The organism is Streptomyces sp. CC0208, from assembly GCF_003443735.1.
Taxonomy (GTDB): domain Bacteria; phylum Actinomycetota; class Actinomycetes; order Streptomycetales; family Streptomycetaceae; genus Streptomyces; species Streptomyces sviceus.
On sequence record NZ_CP031969.1, the window covers coordinates 5,744,916 to 5,767,241 of the forward strand.

Here is a 22,326-nt window from a genome sequence, read left to right on the forward strand (position 1 = left end):
GTCACAGACCTTCCACGGGACGGCGCCGCAGCCGGTGCAGCCGGTACTTGAGGAACAGGCGTACGGCGTCGTCGTTCTGTCCGACGTGGACGCGGGGGAGGGCGAGCGGCCCGGTGAGCGGGCCGGGGTCGATGGCGCAGGCGTAGCGGTACCCAGCGCTCCGTACGGCCTCGACGGTCCGCCGGTCGAGCGTGCCGTAGGGGTAGCAGAAGCCCTCCACCGGCGCCTCGAGCAGGTCCTCCAGCACGGCCCGGCTCTCGACGACCTCGGCCTTCAGCCGGAGGTCGTCCGCCGCCGTCAGGTCGATGTGCGTCAGCCCGTGCGAGCCGACCTCGATCCCCGCCCGTGCCGCCTGCCGGATGCCGTCGGCCGTCAGGAGCGGCTTGCGGGGCCCCAGCGGGTCCCAGGCGTTGTCGCCGCCGAGCCGGCCGGGCAGTACGAAGAGGGTGGCGCCGAAGTCCAGCCGGCGCAGCACGGGCAGGGCGTGGTCGACGAAGTCGGCGTAGCCGTCGTCGAAGGTGAGTCCCGCAAGGCGCCGGCCCTCGCCGCGCGCGCGTGCGGCCAGCAGTTCGGCCATGGACACACCCCGCACACCCCGCACGGCGAGCCATCTCAGCTGCCGTTCCAGCCGGTCGGGAGTGACGGTGATGCGGTACGGGTCGTCCGGGCAGTCCGTCACCGAGTGGTACATCGCCACCCAGGGAGCGGGGCCGGGGCGGGGCGCCGTACGGGTACCGGCGGAGTCAACGGCCATGCGTGAGCCTTCGGGTGAAGGTACGGGCGGCGACCCGTACGGAACGGAGGGCGGGTGCGAAGCCCCGGGCGCCCAGGGCCAGGCCGAGCAGCACGAACACGGCGGCCACGGTCGCCGCCCCCGCGAGCAGTCCCGGCAGCGGCCCCCCGGCCCGGCTCGCGACGAGCCCGCCCGCCGGCGTCGCGACCGCGGCCGCGCACACCGGCCGGCTCAGCTCCGCGAGCACCTGCCGGGTACGCACGGGGATCCCGCGCGGGACGCCCCGGTGCGTCGTCCCCATGCCGGCGAGCAGCAGCGACGCCGTCACGGTGATCCCGGCGGCGTTGGCGGCGGCGATCCCGGACACGCCCCAGGGGGCCGCCGCCCAGGCGCCGGACCACGAGGTGACGAGGATGCCCGCGGCCATCGCGCAGACCGGGTACCAGGTGGGGCGGCCCGCCGAGAAGTACGAGCGGACCAGTACGCCGACCATGGTCTGACCGAGCAGCCCGAGGGCGTACACGCGCATCACGCCCGCCGTGGCCGTCGTGTCCCGGGCGGTGAACGCGCCGCGCTGGAAGAGGAGTTCGATGATCTGCGGGGCGCACGCGATCACCGTGGCCGCACCGAGCAGCACCATGCAGGCGGCCAGCGCCAGGTCCCGCTCCACACGGGTACGGGCCCGCTCGGTGTCGCCGTCGGCCAGGGCCCGCGCGACCACCGGGAAGGTGACCGTGCACAGCATCAGCGACAGGGTCATCGGGATCTGGGCCACCTTCTGCGCGTAGTTCAGGTGCGAGATGGCCCCGGCGGGGAGAGTGGATGCGAGGAAGCGCTCGACGAGGACCTGGGACTGCCGGCACAGCGCGAAGAGCAGGATGGGGGCGACGAGCGCCAGGGTCACCGCCCGGTCCGGGGTCTCGGCGGGCTCCTCCCGGCGCACCGGGGAGTGGCGCAACTGCCGCCACACCGCGGGGAGTTGGACCGCCACCATGAGGGCACCGCCCGCCGCGACACCCACGGCGGCCGACCGCACCCCCCAGTCGCCGCCCAGCACGAACATCGCCGTGATGATGCCGGCGTTGTACGCCACGTAGATCGCGCCCGGCATCAGGAACCGCCGGTGCGCCCGCAGCGCCGCGCTGCAGTACCCGGCGAGCCCGAAGCTCAGCACACAGGTCGCGGTGAGCCGGGTGCAGTCCACGGCCAGGGCGGGGTCGGGCAGGCCCGGAGCCAGCGCCTCGACCAGGTAGGGGGCGGTGGCGACGATCAGCGCGGACGCGGCGACGAAGACCAGGGTCAGGCGGGGCAGGGTGGCGGCGACGAGGGCACGGACCGGGTCGCCGGGAACACCCCGGGCACGCCGGGCCAGGGCCAGGCTGAACGCCGGGATCAGCACGAAGGCCAGCCCGTCCTCGATGAGCAGCGTGGACGCGAACTCCGGCACGGTCCACGCCACCAGGAAGGCGTCCGTCCCGCTCCCGGCCCCGAACAACCGCGCCAACGACTGATCCCGCACCAGCCCGAGCAACGCCCCGGCGACGGACAGCGCGGCGGTGACAGCGGTGGCTTTGGCGAGGAAACGACGGGAGACGGGCGGAAGCTCGGGAACACCGTGACCCGGCCTGGCAGCGGTACGCGCCGAGGGAACGGGAAGCGGGCCGCCGACGGGGGCCTTCGTCCCGGCTCGGGACTCACCGGGGCCGGGGCGCTCGTAGGCGGGGCCGGGAGCGGAGTGGGAGCCGTGGGTGTCGGAGGCGAGGCGGGGATCCGAGCTGGAGCCGACTGCACCGGAGGCGGGGCCCGGGGCATAGTGCGAACCGAGGGACCCGGAGGTGGGGCCGGGGAAGGGGCGCCATTCGGCGGAGCGGGAGACGGGGTCGGGTTCGGAGTTGGAGCCGGGGCATCCGAAGGCGGGGCCGGAGTCGGAGCTGGAGCCGCCGCCGTCGTAGGCGGGGCCGGAGCCGGAGGGATCCGCCCCGGCCGACCCGGAGGGGCCCGTCCCGGCCGACCCGGAGGCATGAGGAGGCGTCACCGTCATCGGGTTCCGGCCTCCTCGGCCTCGTCGGCGGCACCGGCCCGCGCCGTCACGGAACCGGCCCCGGCCCGCACCGGCACGGCACCGCTGCCGACCAGCGCCCACCACGCCACCACCCCGAAGCACACCGCGGTCAGCACCGTTGAGGGGCCGCCGATGTCCGCGTACGCGAAGTCCGTCAGCTGCCACACCAGCAGCCCGCAGCCGACGAGCGCGCAGTCGAGCCCCCGCCCGGACCCGCGCGCCCGCACCAGCCCCCGCAGTCCGCACACCAGCAGCGCCAGCCAGCTGCCCGCGAGGGCGAGCAGGCCGACCAGGCCCTGTTCGGCGAGCACGAGGAGGTACATGTTGTGCGGGGACAGCAGCGGCTGCCGGCGGAAGGCCGCACCCGCGCCCTCCGTGTCACTGCCGGCGGACAGGGCCAGCGAGGCGTGCGCGTCCCGCTGTTCGGGGAAACCCTTCAACCCCACGCCCATCAGCGGCTGTTCGCGCCACATGCCGACGGCCGCCGCCCACATCGTGTACCGGTCGGTCACGGACTGGTCGGGGGCGTCGGTGACCCGCGTGATGCTGCTGATCCGCTCCTGCAGCTGCGCCGAACCGACCCCGAACCCGCCCACCAGGATCACGCCGACGGCGGCCACCACGGCCCCCACCACCAGCGCCCGCCGCAGCCCGGCCAGCACCAGCTGCACCGAGCAGGTCACGGCTGTGGCGATCCACGCACCTCGGCTGAAGGACAACGCGAGCGGCAGCAGCAGCGCGAGCGCGCACCCGGCGGCGACCGCCCGCTGCCGTGCCGACGCCCGTCCGAGCGCCAGCCCGAGCGCGCAGACCAGCCCGAAGGAGACGATGGTCGCCATCCCCATCACGTCCGCCGGCCCGAAGGTGCCGACGGCCCGGATGTCCGCCCCCTGGTAGGAGGCGCCGGTCCCGGTCGCGTACTGGTGCACGCCGATCGCGCCCTGCCACCCGGCGAGAGCCACCAACGCCCAGGCCAGCAGCCGGAAGTCACGCCGGTCCCGGACCAGCAGCAGCACGGCCGCCGGGACCACCACGAAGACCTGGAGGTAGCGGCCCATGCCGGTGAGCCCGGCCACCGGTGAGGACGCGCCCACCGCGGCGACGGCCAGAGCGGCCACCGGCAGGCCGAGCACGGCGGCCGCCGTCCGTGACAGGGGCCGCCGCCGCTCCCGCAGCAGACGGATCACGCAGTACAGCACCACCAGTCCGGAGACCGCGTCGGCCGGTCCCGCACCGCTCTCGGCGGTCGGCGACACCGGCAGCGCCAGCAGGGCGACCACGGCCACCACCGGCAGGACGGGAGAGAACTCCCGTACCCGCGGCAGGCTCAGGGCGAGACTCATGCGCGCTCAGCTCCCCGTCGGACGCACGAGCGCGGCCGCGGTGCGCAGCAGGATGCAGAAGTCCTGCCACAGCGACCAGTTGTCGATGTACGCGTTGTCGAACCGGCAGCGGTCCTCGATCGAGGTGTCACCGCGCAGGCCGTTGATCTGGGCGAGCCCGGTGATGCCGGTCCGCATCCGGTGACGGGCCGCGTAGCCGGGGTAGGTCTGGCTGAACTTCGCGACGAAGTACGGGCGTTCCGGCCGCGGACCGACCAGGCTCATGTCGCCCCGCAGGACGTTCCACAGCTGGAGCAGTTCGTCCAGCGAGGTGCGTCGTAGGAAGCGGCACAGCCACGGCATCTGGTGCTCGTTCGCCACGCTCCAGCGCGTCGCCGCCTCGTGCGCGTCCACCGGCCGGTGGGTGCGGAACTTCAGCAGCGTGAACGGCTTCCCGTCCTTGCCGATCCGCTCCTGCCGGAACACCACGCCCGGCCCGCCGCTCAGCCGCAGCGCCACCGCGCACACCAGCAGCAGCGGACTGACCAGCAACAGCAGCGCCCCGGACACGGCCACGTCCAGCGCCCGCTTCCCGGCACTGCCGCGCCGCCGCGACCCGATCACCAGACGCCGGCAGGAGAACCCGGCGAGCTGCTCCCGCATCTCGTACGACGGCGACTCCGCGTCGATCTCCCACACCGCGCAGCCCGACTCCGCGAGCGCCCGCAGCAGCGGCCCCTGCCGGGACCGTACGGACGGATGCACGGTCAGGACCTCCCGTACGCCGTTCTGGATGAGCGCCCGCTCGACCTCCTCGCCGGTCGTCAGCACGGGCAGCCCCTCACCGCCGTCGGGCTCCTCGGTCACGATCCCCACCGGCCGTACCCCGCAGCCCGGATGGCGCAGTACGGCGGCGGCCACGCGCTGCGCGGTCGCCGCGGGGCCGATGACGAGGGCGGCGCGCGGACGGACCAGCCGGGCCACGCGCTGTTGCCTGCGCACGAGGCCGCGGCCCACGCAGGCCGTCACCGACTGGAGCAGGAAGCCGACGAGCAGGGTGGTCGCCGGGAGCGCCCGGTCCGCGTCGTACGAGGCCGGCGCGGCGGCGACGAGCAGCCAGGCGACCGCGATCCTGGCGCAGACGGCGGGCAGTTCGTCGAGGACGCCGGCCACCTGACGGGGCGGATGCGGGCGCAGCAGCATCGACGCCGACACCAGCAGTGCCACGAGCAGCGGCCGCCACTGGGCGCCGCTGAACGCGAGCGTCCCCACGAGGCCGGCGACGAGGTCCGCGGTGAGCAGCGGGACCGGGGACGCGGGGCGGGCCGGGGGCCGGCGGGCGGGGAACCGGAATCCCGCTCCGGGGCCGCGCGGCGGCAGGATCGAGACGGCTGAGAATCCGAGGTCCCGGGCGTGTCCGCCGGGGGAGGGGACGGTGCTTTCCGCGGTCACGAGTGGATTGGCTCCCTGTACTCGGTGGGCGCGAGGCGCGCGGCGGGCTCGGCGTCGAGCAGGTCGCGGTACAGGCCCGCCACCGCCTCGGACGCGCGCCGCACGTCATGGGTGGACAGGACGTGACGGCGCCCCTGGTGGCCGAGCGACTCGCGCAGCGGCGGGTCGAGCAGCAGTGCGGCGACGGCGTCGGCCAGAGCCGCCGGGTTCTGCGGGGGCACCAGGCAGCGCGACGCGAGCGCGGGCGGCAGGCTCTCCCGGGCGCCGTCCACGTCCGTCATCACCACGGGCCGCCCGCAGGCCATCGCCTCCAGCGGGGCGAGCGCCATGCCCTCCCAGCGCGACGGCAGGACGACCAGATCGGCGGCCCGGTACCAGGGCACGGCATCGGCGACGGCCCCCGCGAAGCGCACGGACTCCGGGGCCCGTGCGCGCAGCACGTCTCGTTCCGGTCCGTCCCCCACCAGCACGAGCCGGGCGCCCGGCACCCGTCGCAGCACCGCGTCCCACGCCCGCAGCAGGACGTCCTGCCCCTTCTGCCGGCACAGCCGCCCCACGCACACCACGAGCGGCGCCGCCGGATCGACCCCGGGAAGAAGCCTTGCCCGTACGGTGTCCGCCGCGGCGGGACGGAAGCGGTCGGTGTCGATCCCGTTGGGGATCACGCTCCACCGTCCCGCGATCCCGGCCCGCAGCCCGGTCCGGCGCTCCGCCTCGCTGACGCACACGGTCCGCGCGGACCAGCGCGCTGCACGCCGTTCCCAGCCGAGCGCGAGGGCGGCGGTCACGCCGCCGACCGCCTCGAACGACCAGGCGTGCGGCTGGAACACGGTCGGGATCCGTCCCCGCACGGCGATCCGCCCGGCCAGTCCGGCCTTCGCGCTGTGCGCGTGCACCAGATCCGGCCGCACCTCCTCGATCACCCGGGCGAGCCGCCGTACCTCGCCGACGAGTGCGGGCCCCGGGGAGCGCGTCGCCTCCCACCGCCGTACATCCGCGCCCAGGTCCCGCAGGCCCGCGGTGAGGGGAGCCTCCGGGCAGGCGACCGTGACGTGCAGGCCGACGGCGACCTGGGCCCGCACCAGGTCCGTCACCACCCGGGCGACCCCGCCGTCCACGGGTTGCGTGAGGTGCAGGACCCGCGGCCTGGGGTCGGTTGCTGACTGCTGCATTGCGGGGTTTCCTCGCTCACGGACGGGCTCGGGACGGGCCGGAACGCGCCTACTGCCGGGCATCGACGACGACGAAGAGCGCACCGGCCCACGCCGCGTCCCGGTGGGAAACGAGCCGGAAGGCCAGGTGGTCACCGCCGCGCCACAGAGCGTTTCCGAGTTCGAACACGTCCGAGTCGTAACCGAGGGTGTGCGCGTAGGAGGGCACACGCTCCGGCGCGGACGCCCCCGCCTCGGAGATCGTCGAGTTCAGTACGTCGTCACGGGGGTCGGCGGGACCGGAGAGCACGGTGTTCGAACCGCGGCCGGCCGAAACGGTGAACGAATCACCCGTACGGCCGCGGTCGCCGTCGTACACGACGACCCCCACCCGGCCGGTGCCGTTCCTCGCCAGGCGCAGCCCGCCCACGCGGATCTCCTGGGCGGTGCGGGCGTTCAGGGCGTCGAAGCCGTCCCAGACGGCGAGGTGCCGCAGCGGCTGGTCCGGGTTCTCGTAGGCCACCATCAGCGTCCAGCCGCCCCACGCCCCGGCCGTCGACCTGCCCATCGCCACATTGACCTGCGCCACCGTGTACAGGCCCGAACCGCTGTCCCGGACCAGCTTCGTGACGTCCGCCGAGGCATGGAAGGCGTCCACGCCGTGCGTCACCCGGTGGCCCACCACGGTGTCCGCGAGCAGGGCCTTGTACTCGCCGCCCGGCTCGGCGATCAGCACCCGCCCGTTGTCCTTCGGCGGCTTCTGCTCGCCCACCCGCAGATTGCCGCCCCAGTACAGCCGCGCGTACGTCACCCGCGAGCCCTGGGGCAGCCGGACCTCGGCGCGGGAGGAGTTGTAGGTGTTGGGGTCGCGGTCCACGTCGACGTAGAACATGTCGAAGTCGCCGTTGACCCCCTTCCCGCCCGCGCGTACGGCCGGGCAGGCGGATGCGGCCCGCGGGCCGGAGGCACGGCAGCTGATGGACGTGTTGGCCGCGCGGACGATGCCGCCGTGCTGGGTCGCGCGGTACCGCTCCGTGAAGGGGAGCCGCTGCGCCTGCGCGGTCGGCGGGGCGGGCGGGGCGGGCGTCACCGCTTCGGCGCGGACCGGCGCGCACGGGGCCGCCAGGGAGAGCACGCCCGCCATCGCGCGGCGCAGCAGTGGACCCGGGGAATTACGCATGACCGGCGGTGCCCTTTCGGGAAAGTACGGCGCCCCGTGCGTGCGACGTGCTGTCTGTGGGGGCGTCGGGAGGTCCGCAACTCTAGCCGCGATTCGGACTATTTCTGGCATATGCGTCAACTGTGTCGGAAACGCATGTCCGAGGTTTCCGTAGATCACCCCATTGGCGGCACAACCCGCGCGGGCGCCGCGCGTTGACACAACGCCGGGCATCCCGCCCGGGTGTGTTGTGTCAACCCCCCAAGGAGCAACTCTCCATGTCGCGTATCGCGAAGGGCCTGGCCCTGACCTCCGTTGCCGCCGCGGCCGTCGCCGGTGGTGCGGGCATCGCCGCCGCCGACAGTGGCGCGCAGGCCGCCGCCGCCCACTCCCCGGGCGTGCTGTCGGGCAACGTCGTCCAGGTCCCGGTTCACGTTCCGGTCAACGTCTGCGGCAACACCGTCGACGTCATCGCCCTGCTGAACCCGGCGTTCGGCAACCAGTGCGTGAACGACTGACGTTCACACGTCACGCCTCGACCGGCCGCCCTCCCGTGTTCCTGCGTGGGAGAGCGGCCGGTCTGCGCTGCCCCGAACGGGGGACGCGGGGCGATCGACCGGTTGCGGGGCACGGGGCGTGAATTCACGGTGGGCACAGATCCGATGCTCGTCGAAAGGAACACCCATGCGTGGTCTGCCCGCACGGCGTATCGCGTCCACCGCACTCTGCGCCGCCCTCCTGGTCGCCGTCGCAGGTCCGGCCGCCGTCGCGGGTCCGGCCCGGGAGCACACCCGTGCGGCGTCCCGTGTGCCCCTCCCCGACGCGGAGACGCTCCTCGCCCAGGTCAAGGGCCTGAGTGACCTCGGCGGCGTCCTCACGCCGGTCACCGACCTGCTGAACTCCGTGCTCAAGGCCGACAACGGCCAACTCCCCGCCGACGAGGCGACCAGGCTCGGCACCGCCGTGAAGGACGCCATCGCCAAGGTCACCCCTACAGCGCCGACGACGCTGGCCGCGCCGCAGAAGGCGATCGACGAGCTGATCAAGGCGGTGACCTCGGGCGACGCCGCTCAGGTGGCCACGGCGGTCACCCACTCGGTGACGAGTCTCGTCAACACCGTCGCCGCGACGCTGCCGGGCGGCAAGCTGCCCGCACCGAGCCTGCCGAGCCTGCCGACGCCCGGCCTGTCGAGCTAGGCCCGCCGCCTCTCGTACGCGCTGAACGGTCCAGTCGGCGGGATTTCATATGAGGACTCATAGGAGGAGTTTCCGCTCCGGTCGCAACTCGTTGGGCACGGCGTCAGAATTCCCTCTGGCGACATGAGTTGCCGAAGAAAGGAACACGATGAAGTCCCTGAAGGCCGCTGCTGTCGTTGCCGGTTCCCTGGTCCTCGCCGGTGCCGCAGCGCCCGCGTTCGCCTACAACAGCGCCGACCTCACGCCCACCAGCCTCAACGGCGCCGTGAACGCGCTCACCAGGGGTCCCATCGACGTGATGCCCCTGCAGCACCAGTCGAACGCGCTCGACACCGAGAACAAGGACTCCGTGCTCAACCCCGTGAAGGGTGCGACCCGGGACCTGAACAACGACGGCGGAATTGTCGGCGTTCTTCCCGTGGGCGGCTGAATCCGCTTTTCCCGGCACCGCAGCAATCCGGGAAAAGGGCCGATTCCGTGGTGGCGTCCAGGGCCACGGGATCGGCCCTTCGCTGTTCGAGTCCGTCCCTCGTTCGTGTGGACGGACGGCGGCCCGTCGCCCGCTCGGGTGAGAACGCGGCCGGCGGCCCTCCGGAGCGTCGCTATGGTCGCCCGGTGACCTCAACCTCCAGCGAAACCCGGCCCTTGCGCTCCGCCGACCTGGGCACCGTCGTCGTACTTCCCTGGAGCGGGGAGAACGCCGACGGCATCGACATCCCCCACCTCCTGGTCTGCTCCGTCGGGAACGCCGAGGGCGGTCCGGAGGCGACGTCCGCCGCGGTCGAGCGGCTGCTGACGGACAACGGCCTGCCAGTCGGACGGGAGCTGGTCGACGGCATCGCCAGGCCCAGTCTCCCGGTCGGGCTGCTCGTCGTCGCGGGCCAGGCCGTCCTCACCATGCCGCGGCTCAACGTCCAGTGCACCGTGCCGCCGGAGTGGCTGGAGGCGGTCGAGGCGCGCGGGTTCGCCTACCTGATCTTCACCACCCGCGCCTGGACCGAGGCCGAGCCGGGCGAGTCCGTCGATCCGGAGGCGCTCGCCGAGTTCGTCAACGCCGACGAGACCCTGGACGCCGCCGCGCACATCGTGCTGCCGGCCCGCAGCCTGCGCGCCTGACGCCGTGGCCGGCCCGGGGCAGCACCCGCGAGCACCCGTGGGCGCGGGCCGTGCCTTCGCCCTGCTGCTGGTGATCACGGGGGCGGCCGGGCTGCTGGCCTCCTGGGTGATCACGCTCGACAAGTTGAAGCTGCTCGAGGACCCGGACTTCACCCCCGGGTGCAGCCTCAACCCGGTGGTGTCCTGCGGCAGCGTGATGGAGAGCGACCAGGCCTCGGCCTTCGGGTTCCCCAACCCGATGCTGGGCCTGGTCGCCTACGGCGTCGTGATCTGCGTCGGCGTGAGCCTGCTCGCGGGCGCCCGCCTGCCCCGCTGGTACTGGCTGCTCTTCGGCACCGGCTGCCTGTTCGGCGTCGGGTTCGTGTCGTGGCTGCAGTTCCAGTCGCTGTACCGGATCAACGCGCTGTGCCTGTGGTGCTGTCTGGCGTGGGCCGCCACGATCCTGCTGTTCTGGTACGTCGCCTCGCACGCCGTACGCCATCGGTTCCTGCCCGCGCCCGCCCCGCTCAGGACGTTCCTCGACGAGTTCACCTGGGTGCCCCCGGTGCTGCACATCGGGATCGTCGGCATGCTGGTCCTGACCCGCTGGTGGGACTTCTGGACGAGCTGACCGGCGCTGTCGGTTCGTCGTACTACTGCGGCACCCGGGGGATTCTTGCGCTGGTGACCGCCCCAGGATCGTTACGCGATAAGGACGTTGAGCCCCCGAACCCTGAAAGGGACCGCACCTGTCATGAAGTCGACCCCCCGAACCCTTGCCGCCGTCGTCACCGGCGTCGCGGCCGCCATGGGCTCTGCCGCCGCGCCCGCCGTCGCGGTCGGCACGGTCCCCGTCCCGGTGCCGCTGGAAGCCGCGGAGAAGACCCTCCACATGGAGCTGCCCAGCCTGAGCGGCGAGATCCCGCTGCCGAAGCCGGGCAAGCCGGACGGACCGCAGTTCGTCGAGGGCCGGCTCCTCCCCGCGCGGACCCTGCCGCAGCTGCCGATCACCGGCGGCCTGCCCGGCGCGGGCATGCGCGCGCCCGTGCCCCACGTCCTCGGAACCGGCTTCGACCACGCCGATGTCGGCGTACCCGCCTCCGACCTGCGCACCCTGTCGCCCGGCCTGAGCGTGGACGCCCCGCTGACGCGGCCGAACCCCGACCACATGGGCCTGCCCGACACGAAGCTCCCGGAGGCAGGCATCCTCGCCCCGGTCCTGCAGACGGCGCCCGGCGCGGACCTGGGCACGGGACCGGGCCTGTAGGACCGCACCCACGCGGCGAACTCGGCACAGGGGCCCGGAGGCCGGGCAGTGGCACCCGGGCCCGCAGGCTCCCCGGGACCACCCGGACCGCGGGAGTGACCACAGGGGCCCTCGGGCGGTTACGGCTGTGTACATCGGAACCGGACGAGGAGTGCACGATGGTCGTCAGCGTCGGTGGGGTAGTGGCGAGCGCCGAAACAGGGGCGGTGAGACCCGGGCCGGTGCGCACCGCGCGACGGGACGCGCTGCGCGGGCTGCTCGTCACGGCCGTGGCGCTGGCGCTGGCCCCCGTCGTCGCGGCCTCCCGGCCGGTGCGCCGGTCCGCGCGATCAGGGGACCCGGCCGACCAGTTCGACGAGACCCATCGCGGCCGGCGCATCCGCGGCTCGCGGATGATCGCCGCCGGACACCCCGTCGACGCCGCCCCGTGGCACGTCACCGTGGACGGCCGACCGCTGCACCTCATGCGCCGCGCCGACGGCAGCTGGCTGAGCATGGTCGACCACTACCGCTCGTACCCGACCCCTCTGGAGGCGGCCCGCGCGGCCGTCGACGAACTGGGGCCGGGACAGCGGCTGCGCGACACGACCACGGCCGACCACGCGCACATGGGGGGACACCATGGTGTACACGCGTAAGGACGTCAGCACGCTGACCGCCGCCGAGAAGCGGCGGTTCGTGCAGGCGATGCTGGAGCTCAAACGGCGCGGCGAGTACGACGAGTTCGTGCGCACCCACATCCAGTACTACGTCTCCGACGGCGAGGGCGGCCTGCGGACGGCCCACATGGCGCCCTCCTTCCTGCCCTGGCACCGCCGCTTCCTGCTGGACCTGGAGCGGGCGCTGCGCCGGGTGGACTCGTCGGTGACGGTGCCGTACTGGGACTGGACCCGGGACCGTACGACGACGTCCGCGCCCTGGACCAAGGACCTCCTCGGCGGCAACGGGCGGCGCTCGGACCGCCAGGTGATGACCGGGCCGTTCGCCTACGCGAGCGGCAACTGGACCCTCACGGAGGGCGTCACCGACGCGGAGTTCCTCACCCGGGACCTCGGGCGCGCCGCCGCTCCCCTCGCGCTGCCGACCAGGAGCGAGCTGGAGGGAGCGCTCGCCGACCCCGTCTACGACGTCTCGCCCTGGAACTCGACGGTCACCAAGGGCTTCCGCAACAAGCTGGAAGGGTGGGGAAGCGGCCGGGGCAGTGCCGCCTGGCGCAACCACAACCGGGTGCACCGCTGGGTCGGCGGTGCCATGGTCGGCGGCGCGTCCGTCAACGACCCCGTCTTCTGGATGCACCACGCCTTCATCGACCTGTGCTGGTACCGCTGGCAGCGGCGGCACGGCGGCGCCCGCTATCTGCCCGCGAGGCCGCCCGGCCCGGCGAGCGACCAGTACGAGCGGGTGGTGGCACGGCACGAGAAGCTGCCGCCGTGGGACGTGACGCCGGATCAGCTGGAGGACGTCAGCGGGATCTACCGGTACGCCTGAGTGCCGCGACCCCGCGACCCCGCGGCCCCGTCTGCGGTGCCCTGGGACCCTGGGGTCGGACAGGGGACCGGACATGGGACCGGACAGGGGAAGAGCCCCGGCGCTCGAGGTGCCGGGGCTCTTGTGCCGCGTACGGACGATCAGCCGCCGTAGCTGCTGTGCCCACCCGGGCCCGGGTTGCCCTTGTGGCTGTCGCCGCCACTGATGTTGGCGCAGGTGTTGCCGAAGGCCGGGTTCAGCAGACCGACCACGTTGACGGTGTTACCGCACACGTTGACCGGGATGTGGATCGGGACCTGAACGACGTTGCCGGACAGGACGCCGGGCGAGCCGATGGCCGCGCCGTCGGCAGTGGCGTCCGCCAGGGCCAGGCCGGCGCCGCCGATGACCACGGCACCGGTGCCGAGGACGACACCCGCTGCCTTCGCGATGCGAGACATCACGTTCTCCTTCTGATCGGTGAGTGCGGCGGCAGGACGAGCCGTCGCACTTCCCCTTCAACGCGAAGGTTCACTCCTGGTAACGGCGTTCTTGCGCGGATCACCCTTCTTGAGGCGGAGAGCCGGCTGTCGCACCTCTCAGGGGAGCCGCCGTACGGGTGCACCCGCCAGGTAGGCCTCGATGTTCTCGACGGCCTGGCCGTAGTAGGTCGCGTAGTTGGCCCGCGAGACATAGCCCAGGTGCGGGGTGGCGAGCAGGCGCGGGGCTGTGCGCATCGGGTGGTCGGCGGGCAGGGGCTCGGTGTCGAAGACGTCGACGCCCGCCCCGGCGATCCGGCCCTCGTGCAGGGCGGCCAGGAGCGCGTCCTGGTCGACGATCGCCGCGCGCGAGGTGTTGACCAGGTAGGCGGTGGGCTTGAGCAGGGCGAGTTCGGCGGGACCGAGCAGGCCTCGGGTGCGGTCGCCGAGAGCGAGGTGGACGGAGACGAAGTCGCTCTCGGCCAGCAGCTGTTCCTTGGAGCCGGCCAGCCGCACGCCCACCTCGTCGGCCCGCTCCCGGGTGAGGTTCTGGCTCCAGGCGCTGACTTCCATTCCGAAGGCGAGCCCCACCTGCGCCACCCGGCCACCGATCTTCCCGAGGCCGAGCAGTCCGAGCCGGCGGCCGTGCAGGTCGGCGCCGACGGTGGACTGCCAGGGGCCGTTGGCACGCAGGGCGTTGCTCTCCTCGACGATCCCGCGGGCCAGGCCCAGCAGCAGCGCCCAGGTCAGCTCGACCGGCGGGGTGGACGAACTCGCCGTACCGCAGACGGTGACGCCGTGCGCCTCGGCGGCCGCGTAGTCGATGACGGAGTTGCGCATGCCGGAGGCTATGAGCAGTTTCAGCCGGGGCAGGCGGGCGATGAGGGAGGCCGGGAAGGGGACGCGCTCGCGCAGGGTGACCACGATGTCGGCATCGGCGAGAGCGGCGGCCAGGGCGTCCTCGTCGGCGAAGTGGCCGGCGTGGGAGACGACGTCGACCCGGTCCGCGAGCGGTGACCAGTCGGCGGACTCGGTCGCCGCCCGCTGGAAGTCGTCGAGCACGGCACAGCGCAGACGCATGTCGGTCCTTCCCCCTGCTTGATCCGGTGCCTGGTCCGGTGCCTGGTCCGGTCGGGGTGATCGACTCTACGCCGCCGCACTGTCAGGGCCGTGCTGTCAGTAGTGGTCGCGCATGATCTCGGTCGCCCAGGCGGGCTGGTCCGTGGGGCCCTGCGGGCCGAACTCGGCCAGGTAGGGCTTGATGCCGAGGACCGGGGTGCCGTCGACGGCGTCCAGGCCCTGGACATGGATGTCGAGGCCGTCGGTGCGCGGCAGCCGGCAGCGGGAGACGCCGATGCGGTGGGGACGGTTCTTGCCGCGCTGGGCGAAGACGCCGACCAGCGGCCAGTCGGTGTGGCCGCGCGGATGGCGTGCGCCGGTCTAGATCCGCTCCACCGGCACGCGGTCGAAGTGGTGGACGATCTCCAGGTGTGAGAAGCCGTCCAGCCCGGCGAGCGCCTCGGTCCCGAAGCGGTCCGCGTCCAGCCGTACGACGGCGGTCTCCTTGTTCCGGACGCACGTGCCCCTTTCCTTGCTGGACCCGCGCTCGCACCACCCCGGGGCGCCTGGCCACAACCGCCGCACGCGGCGGACATGAAAAAACCCTCTGCCCGAACCGCGTGGTCAGAAGGTGTTTGCGCCCCCGGCAGGACTCGAACCTGCGGCCAAGCGCTTAGAAGGCGCCTGGTCCTTGCAGTGCAGCGCCGTCCTGACCAGCTGCGTTGTCCGCGGAGGCCCCTACCGGCTTCGAACTTCGACACGCATTCGACTGTGGAGGCCGGTGAGACGCGCTTCACTGGTCTCGTGGAACTCGTTGAGCGACCGATCAAGTGGGACCAGCAGAAGCACGCTGCTGGCACGGAGTCTCATGCACAACGCTGCGCCTGGGGCGCTCCTTGTAGCCGTAAGGCGAGTTGGAGCGTTCACGTGCAGGACAAGGGTGGAGACAGCTGGTGGGCTGTCTGCGAAGAACACCGTGGCTCCTCAGTGGTCTTGAACGCTAGGCGTCCTGCTGAGTAGCACACGGCTCCGGAGGCCGCCGCCGGATCACCGGTTTCGGCAGGTCAGCGGCGGCGGCTGCCGCTTCGCGCACTCTGCTCGTCCACAAATAGGCCACAGTACGCCGTGGGGTGGTCGATGTGGCCTCGGATCCCGCAGATTCTCAAGATCGCCCCCGTGGCAGACGTGACTCGTGTTAGTCATGCTGCGTGAGGCATACGTACAGGAACGACCAACCCCCAACCGACCTGCCAGCAGCTGCCTTCGTTGCCTTGACGCAGTCGCTGTTTGACAGGCAGGGCATACCTATCCCCTTCACGCTACGTGGGAAGGGCGAGACGCAAGATGACCCCTTCGACGAGCACATCGCTGACGTGTTGGAGCGGACCCTCCCGCCAGAGCTGCGTGTCCTCCGCGCTGGAAAGCCACTTGTCAACCCAGACATTGTGCTCGCGCGGCCAGAGGAGTATCGGCTACTAGCAAATGGGGGAGAAGACTTCGATACAAGGTCGATTGTCGCTATCGAGGTTAAGAAGATCTCCCCGGATAAAGCGACCGGCTTGCCGGCGCGTGGTTCCGGGATGGATTACAACAGCACACCTCCTTGTGAAACCGTGCGTCTGTACTCGGAGCGCAACGAGGAGATCCTGGTCCCCTCCTTCTATCTCTTCGCGTTGCTCGGCCAGGCGCACGATACGCAACAGGTCTACGTCGAAAGTATGGCCTTGGTTGCAGGAGCTGCACTAAGCAAAGACACCGATCTGTACGATCGAATCACTGGCAGACGTAAGAAGGCGATTGGTCTGGGCACATATGGTGATGGCGCGGACCGGCAACGCCCTATGCTCGTCTTTGCCAATCCTCTGGGTTGGTCATGGATGCAAAAGCAAGCAACGCTCATCAGCGAGAGGGAAGATCTTCACGAAGAGTTTCCAGATCTTGCTTACGTTCGCTCCATCACCCGTTCGTGGAAACCCGTAGAAGGTCTGCAACCCAGGAAGGAACGATTCCACTGCTACCGTGTCGCGGCTTTGGATTCAAGAGTGGAGGATCCTGTCGAGGACCCATTCCCGACTCCCAAAAAGCGAACTGAGGAAACCGCTCAGCGGGGCAGATTTAAGATCGACCTGCTTCGCGACTCGATTTTTTAGGTTCCACGTTAAGCTCAGTGGCGGCCTTGAAGACTTCCCTTTCAGCATCGATCGAGAGCTCTTCAAGGCTCGCAGTGCAATCGGGCAGCGTGTGAAGTGCTAGGACGGAGCCCCTAATAACTGACTCTACGTCGGCATAGCCGACAGTGATTCCCGCGTCAAGGCACTCACGCAAGGCAGTGACAGCCCTCTTTCGAACTGCACTGGCCGTCGTGGGCAGGGCAGAGGTGACCTGATCAGCTTGCCGACAAACAACGATCGAGTCCAGGTTTGATGGATTGGCAGCACTGGACTTGATGGTGCTTGTGCTCATCTCTGCCTTGACCGGCTGAACCGCCGTAACTACCAGCCCGGCGGTTTCCAGGGCCTTGACCAATTCAATCCATCCAGCAATCCGCGCTTGGTGAAAAGTGAAGGCTAGGATACCGCTCGGCTTGAGAATGCGCGCACACTCCTTCCAAACGGCCGCGATAGCGTGTCCAAATTCGCCAGGGTCCGCAGACTGAACTTCTTCCGTGTGCCGGGTGGTTCCAACATCAGTTGGGTAATCATCGAACGGTTGAATCTGACGGAGCCATGCATGGAAGAAGTCGGCAAGCTCACTGTAGTGAACATTGTCCATGAATGGCGGGTCGGTGATCACCAAATCGACGGAGTTGTTCGGCAGATCGAAGGAGGCCGAAGACCCACACTGCACATATGCACTGGAGCGCTGATGCTGAAGGTCTTCTGCGCTGCCAAGCTGAAGCGACAAAGGCACGGAAAGATTAAATGCCCGTTCCGGCTTTCCATCGACGGGAACGAGGTCATGCGGTTGCTGCTTATATTCCCATGCGCGAAGGATCCGAGATTTATATAGCGTAGAGAAAGACCCAGAGGAAACGGGTGTCCCCCAAGGATGCGCTTCCAAAGGCGTACGCTCGGGCTTCAGCACGTGGTTAGAAAACATATGACGTACTGCTCCCGTACCTTCACCCTTGAAGGAGCAGAAAAGGTTGTTGAACTCCAGCACTCCCGAGAAGAGCGTCGCCAATGCTTCCCGTTCCGGACTGGAATCGAGGTCCCGAATAGCAGATCCGAGCAAGCCCATACTGTACAGCTGACGGGCGTTAAAGAAATGCTTCCACTCTCTGTAGTTCCAGCGAATTGCCTGACGAGTGTTGTAACCGTCATCAAGCGTACCGGCCGGCAGGACGAGATGTTCAGCTTGCTCTGCGAGGAGCCTCACGGCCTTCTCGTACAGTGCAATGTCGAATTCATCAATCGGTTCGTACAGGCGCGTGCCGTCATTTGAGAGCACTTGCTTTGCGTACATACGCATTTTCGGCGGCTGATCGCCGAGTGAGTCAAGAACCTTGGTTTCGTGGCCCTGCTGGCACGTCATCACCGCACGGTTGACTGGACCTGTCAGGCTTGACACTTGCCGGCAGGACCCACACTCGATCTGCTTATCCTCAACGACGTTTACAATTTCGACCGCATGGCAGTGAGGACAAATAGCCTTGCTGTTAGGGTACTTCTTTGGATACGCGTGCTGTGCGAAGACATATCGGCTGAACAGCTCGACTGGAGGTGAGCTGGGCGGGCAGTGCGGGCACTGCGCCAGAGCAACCCAAAAGTAATAGAGGACCGTACGCCCGTGCTTGTCGCGATGGAGCTCGTCGATGTCACGACGGACTCGGGCTTCAACCTGCTTGTAGACGCTTTCCAGTCGCGCCAGATCCCACTGAGCCAACGCTTGCCGCTGCACCAGGGTGGCTACCGGGTTAATATCTCGGCCAACCACTTTTGCGCCTAGCTTGGCGGCTTCCGCTAGCGTCGTCCCGGAGCCGGCGAAGGGGTCGCATACGACGAGATCTTCGAGTCGCAAGGCGTTGCTGTAACACTCGACGGCGTCTTGCTCGCTCTCTGCCACAGCGGCCGCGAGGATCCCTCGAAATACCGAACCCAGCCTTTGTGCCCACCATTTGTGCGTGTGTGTCGCTGGGCGGTGTACTTCCTTGCGCCAAGACTCCCGTTCAGCTGCGGCGGACACCAGCCCTGCAGGGAAGGCTGTCTCCAGCGCAGACACCGGTGGCACCGCGTTCCTTGAGATCTGCGCCGGCTCCGCATTGCCCGTGCTGAACATGCTCTCTTGCTCGAAGATCGTCACTTACTCCTCCAGGATCGCTCTAAGTATCTACCGTCGCCGTGCGTCCTGGAACCCGCCCTGGCAGGGTGGTGCAAGAAGGCTGATGACTGCACGATCTGTCGGCTACATGACCGCAGAACACGCTCTGAAGCTGACACAAGCAGCTCGGTGCGTCTGCTGCGGTGGGGTGCATCGAGGCCAGTGCTGCTAGCCAATGACTGGCAGCCGGCGAAGACGACGTCGTCTGGGCATGTAACGAAAACTATTGTAGTGCTCTGAAATCATCATCGTACAAAATTTCTGCGACTTCGAGTGGAATAGTCGAGATTTTTCCGCCAAATTTAACCGGCGGATCAACTGTAAGGCCCACTACCCCTTCCTTATCGCGCATTGACTCCCGCAAAACTGAATCAGTGGAGACTGAGTCGTCTTGAAGAGAGGTGATTTTTGCGGCTCGAAGGCGCTGAGTGCTCCTTTCAAACCCGAACAATACCTCTCCTACGGACAGTTCTACAGAACTCAGTTCGATAAGGTGGGCCTTAGGTTGCTCGTAATATTTCGTAACGTACCCCACGTCTAGGGAGCTGATGGAATTGAATGTTGATTTCCGAAGCTCATCGAAAAGGGCGGCAACCAGCCACTTCAAAACGTTGGCAACTCCCGACAAAACGTCCGGCTCAAGCAAGTCAGGGTAGTCGCCATGCGAGATCTCGTTTCTTCTGTTGACAAGATCCAGAAGTAGACTGTCCAGATCAGCGTAAATCCCATTGAGGATGCCATTCTCGAAAGCATCGAGATCCAATGCCTTGGTGATGGCGTCTAGTGATACATTGACGCGGCCGAAAATCTCGGACAGGATGCCAATTTTTAGATTATTGTCATGGTAGCTGAGCGCGGTGCCACTTATCTTGAATTCTGTTCCGCCGTCCAAACAGGAGGCGAGGCATCTGACCATGTGGTCTGTGTCATCGCGACTCAGCCGACCTCCGCTGTCACGATTCAGGAGCCTACGGGCTTGCTCGTCGTGAGCTTTACGAAGCGCTTCAGGCACTTTCTCGTATTCCGTAAATAGGATGTTCGTGAAACTTGCGTACTTCTTTACGATGTCATCTACGAACTGCTCCAGTGCCCCGTACATGTTGATGACGGTTCCGGAGTATATCATCCGCCGCCATTCGGCACTGCGTGCGGAGGATACGGTTTCCGGCATAGTGCGCAGGTTTTGGTCGAAGTGAAGCACGGAAAGGACTTCATCGAACCGAGCTACGGCGGATCTCAGGACGGTGTGCATGACTGCACCTCAAGCCAGGTGAGAGTCGAGGAACCCGAGGTAGAGCCGATTTCGCTCTTCTAGATCCCTAGAGTTAACTTTCCGTCCGTCGATTCGATCGCCGTTTTCCTGATAGAACCGTGGAAGATCAGCTTGAATCTCGGCGCTTTTTTCTGTGAGGGCTTCTGCAGCAGAAAGCCGCTGGCTGAATGCGAGCATAAGCGGCTCGTAAGCCACTACTGCTGGCTCTTCAATCCACTGCCATGCGCCTTTACGGTGGCGATAGAGCCAAAATGCCTGTTCGCCCAAGACCTGCTCAACTAGATCAGCAGTCCGTATGAAGAGGAGGCGTAGTTCTTCGATGAGCTCTTCACTGTAACGGTTTGCGGCCCCAAGATATGAGTCAAGGTATCCTCGTAGATTACGGCGATGCCCGACTCCACCAGCCAAGCGTTGACGGTACGCGAAGAAGCGCAGGACCAATTCAACATCATACATGGACCGATAAAATGGATGTGCGGAAATGGGATCGTCATCGCCATCCGCTGTGCCCTCTGGGGCCGTCATTCCCCACAGTCGACGAAAACTCGGCGTCTCTGCGAGGTCCAAGCAAAGTCTATTCATTCGTCCCGGAAGGAGAGCATTCCGGGATTCTTGGGGCGTCAGGTCGACACCTCCGCTGTTGATGCGTTCGAAAACCAGCTGCTTCAGAAGATCGGCTTCCTCTGGCGTTTTTCCCGTTTCGTGGAGAAGGATCACGGCGCTGAGATATCGCCGGCCGATGATGCGGCGAGTTACGTCGTCGATGGACGAGAATGATTTCCCGTTGAGATCGGGGAAATACTCAAGATCCTGAAGCTCATATGAGTCTTTGTAAAACTCGGAGATCGCCGTCAGCCTTTGGAGGCCATCCATGACTTCGAACTGGCTTAGCTCTGCTTCGTACAAAAAGATGGGCGGGATCGGCACGTTAAGCATGATCGATTCAATGAGCCTGGACCTCTTCGGAATGTCCCACCGGTGACGTCGCTGGAAGTCCGGGTTTAGATTCCATTCCGCACTGCCTACAAGATCGGGGATCTGTGCAACTTGGTATCGCGCCTGTTCGGTGACGATTCTGAAGTCGGTCTGTCCGCGGCGAACGACGTTTTCTTTCTCGGCGTATCCCTGGAGTGTTGAGGTCGACGGGATGGTGAAGTCGATTTTTTCGCCGGGCAGGAGGTCAAGTTTCTGGCTGTCGGCAGCTGTTTCGGCCCCTTCAGTCGAAGCCCAGTCGTCCTGGTTCTCTTGCTGAGACGAAGGCATGCGCCTATTTCCCCCTCGGTCTGCTTTTGCTCGAGTATGTTCTGATGTGACTGCTTGGCGGCAGGAATTTCGATTGACGGAGTTCTCTTAGTTTCCCGTCTCGTATGTCCGGTACCTAGCCTGTTCTCGTGGTTGCGGCCAGCGCAAGTGATCGGTCTCCTGGCTTGCCGTCAGCCTGAGGGTAACGATCACATGTTATAGGCGAAAGACTTCGGTAGACGGAGGCTCCTGCTCAGATTCACCAGTGGTGTTGGGGCTCTGAAGTAGGGGTGGGGGATTGCGGATGCTGAGCACGGCTGACCTGGTGAGCCGGTCACGTGCCGTGGGTGCCTGAGGCCCGTGTCTCCGCAGGCGTGCACGCGGTCGGCGGAGGGACTTTGGCCGGGAGCTGCTTTGGCGCGAGTGATCATGGCCCCGTAAGCTTCCGGCGCGTCGGGCAGTCTGTGGACCTGCCCGTTAAAGCACGACGTTGGGGCCATGATCTTCGAGGCTCGCGCCAAAGTGGCTGGCTAAAGTCGCGGAGCCGGCCGCCCCAGCCACGGAGGGGTTCTCCGTCTCTCATGGCTGCGCCCGCCGTCCGGCCGGTGGCCTGGTGCGCGGATCAGCGGGTCGTACGAACGCCCGCGCATCTGGCAGCGTCGGCCCGCATGCTACCGCCACCACGATCCGGCCTCTATCGGTAACACAAAGCGTCTTTGACCTGGGCCGTTGGGGATCACCGTTCGTCCCCGTGCCCGTGTTGGAATGTGGCCGCTGTGTGCGGCGACGGACGGGCGGCGACGTGCGGCCGGTGGCGAAGACATGGAGGCGGCGCGGCGGCGACCGGCCGGCGCCGCCGCGCTTGCGCGGCCCTCGGTTTGATCCGACCTACTGGTGTAGGCAACCGGTGGAAAGGGTGCGACGTGGCCCCGGAAGCGGGGCGTTTGGGTCGAGCTGCTGTTGCGTCTTTCCCTTCCTGAGGCCGGATCGTGGCGGCGGTGGCATGCGGGCGGGAGGAGCGGCCGTTGATGCGCTTGGGCGGAGTGTG

21 protein-coding genes are annotated in these 22,326 nt (G+C 68.2%); 9 read left to right on the forward strand and 12 right to left on the reverse strand.

Features of this window, described 5'->3' with window-relative positions; translation table 11 throughout:
- Position 1: 1 nt before the first annotated feature.
- From D1369_RS26410 to D1369_RS26435, 6 genes are read right to left on the reverse strand one after another with little or no spacing between them, the layout of a single operon-like run.
- Complete coding sequence (locus D1369_RS26410) at positions 2–754, reverse strand: polysaccharide deacetylase family protein (RefSeq protein WP_037900085.1); 753 nt, start codon at positions 752–754, stop codon at positions 2–4.
- Positions 744–2,774: a lipid II flippase MurJ gene (locus D1369_RS26415; RefSeq protein WP_240436099.1), complete on the reverse strand. Its 2,031-nt coding sequence runs from the start codon at positions 2,772–2,774 to the stop codon at positions 744–746. The genes D1369_RS26410 and D1369_RS26415 overlap by 11 nt, the downstream gene beginning before the upstream one ends.
- Positions 2,771–4,138, reverse strand: coding sequence for an O-antigen ligase family protein (locus tag D1369_RS26420; RefSeq protein WP_037900082.1), 1,368 nt, complete (start codon positions 4,136–4,138; stop codon positions 2,771–2,773). Before D1369_RS26420 ends, D1369_RS26415 begins: the two co-directional genes overlap by 4 nt.
- Before the next feature lie 6 nt (positions 4,139–4,144).
- A complete protein-coding gene (locus D1369_RS26425; RefSeq protein WP_118082637.1) occupies positions 4,145–5,569 on the reverse strand; it encodes an exopolysaccharide biosynthesis polyprenyl glycosylphosphotransferase in 1,425 nt (474 codons plus the stop codon).
- The gene (locus tag D1369_RS26430) at positions 5,566–6,741 is read right to left on the reverse strand and encodes a glycosyltransferase (RefSeq protein WP_118082638.1); all 1,176 of its coding nucleotides are present in this window, start codon (positions 6,739–6,741) and stop codon (positions 5,566–5,568) included. Before D1369_RS26430 ends, D1369_RS26425 begins: the two co-directional genes overlap by 4 nt.
- A 49-nt stretch (positions 6,742–6,790) precedes the next feature.
- Positions 6,791–7,900 (reverse strand): DUF3344 domain-containing protein, encoded by a 1,110-nt coding sequence (locus D1369_RS26435; RefSeq protein WP_007382139.1) that lies wholly within the window; start codon positions 7,898–7,900, stop codon positions 6,791–6,793.
- A gap of 257 nt (positions 7,901–8,157) precedes the next feature.
- Here D1369_RS26435 and chpG point away from each other — a divergent pair, with 257 nt between their 5' ends.
- The 8 genes from chpG (at position 8,158) to D1369_RS26475 (ending at position 12,926) form a co-directional block, all read left to right on the forward strand.
- Complete coding sequence (gene chpG / locus D1369_RS26440) at positions 8,158–8,397, forward strand: chaplin ChpG (protein WP_037900077.1); 240 nt, start codon at positions 8,158–8,160, stop codon at positions 8,395–8,397.
- Positions 8,398–8,563: 166 nt separating this feature from the next.
- Positions 8,564–9,076, forward strand: a complete 513-nt coding sequence (locus D1369_RS26445) for a hypothetical protein (RefSeq protein ID WP_037900073.1) — start codon at positions 8,564–8,566, stop codon at positions 9,074–9,076.
- A gap of 148 nt (positions 9,077–9,224) precedes the next feature.
- Positions 9,225–9,506 (forward strand): hypothetical protein, encoded by a 282-nt coding sequence (locus tag D1369_RS26450; protein ID WP_007382136.1) that lies wholly within the window; start codon positions 9,225–9,227, stop codon positions 9,504–9,506.
- A 185-nt stretch (positions 9,507–9,691) separates the two neighbouring features.
- Positions 9,692–10,192, forward strand: coding sequence for a DUF5949 family protein (locus D1369_RS26455; RefSeq protein ID WP_007382135.1), 501 nt, complete (start codon positions 9,692–9,694; stop codon positions 10,190–10,192).
- A 37-nt stretch (positions 10,193–10,229) separates the two neighbouring features.
- Positions 10,230–10,802, forward strand: a complete 573-nt coding sequence (locus D1369_RS26460; RefSeq protein ID WP_037900072.1) for a vitamin K epoxide reductase family protein — start codon at positions 10,230–10,232, stop codon at positions 10,800–10,802.
- Between the two features lie 123 nt (positions 10,803–10,925).
- Positions 10,926–11,438 (forward strand): hypothetical protein, encoded by a 513-nt coding sequence (locus D1369_RS26465; RefSeq protein ID WP_007382133.1) that lies wholly within the window; start codon positions 10,926–10,928, stop codon positions 11,436–11,438.
- 158 nt (positions 11,439–11,596) lie between these two features.
- Positions 11,597–12,076 carry a tyrosinase cofactor gene (locus D1369_RS26470; RefSeq protein WP_037900069.1) on the forward strand — a complete coding sequence of 160 codons (480 nt, stop codon included), beginning with the start codon at positions 11,597–11,599 and terminating at the stop codon, positions 12,074–12,076.
- Positions 12,060–12,926 (forward strand): tyrosinase family protein, encoded by an 867-nt coding sequence (locus D1369_RS26475; protein ID WP_007382131.1) that lies wholly within the window; start codon positions 12,060–12,062, stop codon positions 12,924–12,926. Before D1369_RS26470 ends, D1369_RS26475 begins: the two co-directional genes overlap by 17 nt.
- A gap of 140 nt (positions 12,927–13,066) precedes the next feature.
- Here the strand turns inward: D1369_RS26475 and D1369_RS26480 are convergent, their stop codons facing one another.
- From D1369_RS26480 to D1369_RS44795, 3 genes are all read right to left on the reverse strand, one after another.
- A complete protein-coding gene (locus D1369_RS26480; protein WP_037900068.1) occupies positions 13,067–13,366 on the reverse strand; it encodes a chaplin in 300 nt (99 codons plus the stop codon).
- Positions 13,367–13,504: 138 nt separating this feature from the next.
- Entirely contained in the window at positions 13,505–14,464 is a 960-nt protein-coding gene (locus tag D1369_RS26485; RefSeq protein WP_007382129.1) for a D-2-hydroxyacid dehydrogenase family protein, read from the reverse strand.
- 96 nt (positions 14,465–14,560) lie between these two features.
- Positions 14,561–14,785, reverse strand: a complete 225-nt coding sequence (locus tag D1369_RS44795) for a TrmO family methyltransferase (RefSeq protein ID WP_346426751.1) — start codon at positions 14,783–14,785, stop codon at positions 14,561–14,563.
- A 929-nt stretch (positions 14,786–15,714) separates the two neighbouring features.
- On the opposite strand from D1369_RS44795, the gene D1369_RS43075 reads away from it, so the two are divergent.
- Positions 15,715–16,593, forward strand: coding sequence for a hypothetical protein (locus D1369_RS43075; RefSeq protein WP_158680126.1), 879 nt, complete (start codon positions 15,715–15,717; stop codon positions 16,591–16,593).
- Here the strand turns inward: D1369_RS43075 and D1369_RS26495 are convergent.
- From D1369_RS26495 to D1369_RS26500, 3 genes are all read right to left on the reverse strand, one after another.
- A complete protein-coding gene (locus D1369_RS26495) occupies positions 16,559–18,745 on the reverse strand; it encodes a DNA methyltransferase (protein WP_007382127.1) in 2,187 nt (728 codons plus the stop codon). The two genes, D1369_RS43075 and D1369_RS26495, sit on opposite strands and share 35 nt — an antisense overlap.
- A gap of 241 nt (positions 18,746–18,986) precedes the next feature.
- Positions 18,987–20,015 (reverse strand): HEPN domain-containing protein, encoded by a 1,029-nt coding sequence (locus tag D1369_RS43080; RefSeq protein WP_158680125.1) that lies wholly within the window; start codon positions 20,013–20,015, stop codon positions 18,987–18,989.
- 9 nt (positions 20,016–20,024) lie between these two features.
- Positions 20,025–21,299 carry a DUF262 domain-containing protein gene (locus D1369_RS26500; protein WP_007382125.1) on the reverse strand — a complete coding sequence of 425 codons (1,275 nt, stop codon included), beginning with the start codon at positions 21,297–21,299 and terminating at the stop codon, positions 20,025–20,027.
- Between the last annotated feature and the right edge of the window lie 1,027 nt (positions 21,300–22,326).

Coding starts and splice junctions, on each gene's coding strand:
- D1369_RS26420 (WP_037900082.1), bottom strand. CDS start 4,138: ATGAGTCTCGCCCTGAGCCTGCCGCGGGTACGGGAGTTCTCTCCCGTC.
- D1369_RS26430 (WP_118082638.1), bottom strand. CDS start 6,741: ATGCAGCAGTCAGCAACCGACCCCAGGCCGCGGGTCCTGCACCTCACG.
- D1369_RS26485 (WP_007382129.1), bottom strand. CDS start 14,464: ATGCGTCTGCGCTGTGCCGTGCTCGACGACTTCCAGCGGGCGGCGACC.
- D1369_RS26480 (WP_037900068.1), bottom strand. CDS start 13,366: ATGTCTCGCATCGCGAAGGCAGCGGGTGTCGTCCTCGGCACCGGTGCC.
- D1369_RS26500 (WP_007382125.1), bottom strand. CDS start 21,299: ATGCCTTCGTCTCAGCAAGAGAACCAGGACGACTGGGCTTCGACTGAA.
- D1369_RS26410 (WP_037900085.1), bottom strand. CDS start 754: ATGGCCGTTGACTCCGCCGGTACCCGTACGGCGCCCCGCCCCGGCCCC.
- D1369_RS26435 (WP_007382139.1), bottom strand. CDS start 7,900: ATGCGTAATTCCCCGGGTCCACTGCTGCGCCGCGCGATGGCGGGCGTG.
- D1369_RS26450 (WP_007382136.1), top strand. CDS start 9,225: ATGAAGTCCCTGAAGGCCGCTGCTGTCGTTGCCGGTTCCCTGGTCCTC.
- D1369_RS26475 (WP_007382131.1), top strand. CDS start 12,060: ATGGTGTACACGCGTAAGGACGTCAGCACGCTGACCGCCGCCGAGAAG.
- chpG (WP_037900077.1), top strand. CDS start 8,158: ATGTCGCGTATCGCGAAGGGCCTGGCCCTGACCTCCGTTGCCGCCGCG.
- D1369_RS26445 (WP_037900073.1), top strand. CDS start 8,564: ATGCGTGGTCTGCCCGCACGGCGTATCGCGTCCACCGCACTCTGCGCC.
- D1369_RS26465 (WP_007382133.1), top strand. CDS start 10,926: ATGAAGTCGACCCCCCGAACCCTTGCCGCCGTCGTCACCGGCGTCGCG.
- D1369_RS43080 (WP_158680125.1), bottom strand. CDS start 20,015: ATGCACACCGTCCTGAGATCCGCCGTAGCTCGGTTCGATGAAGTCCTT.
- D1369_RS26470 (WP_037900069.1), top strand. CDS start 11,597: ATGGTCGTCAGCGTCGGTGGGGTAGTGGCGAGCGCCGAAACAGGGGCG.
- D1369_RS26415 (WP_240436099.1), bottom strand. CDS start 2,774: ATGACGGTGACGCCTCCTCATGCCTCCGGGTCGGCCGGGACGGGCCCC.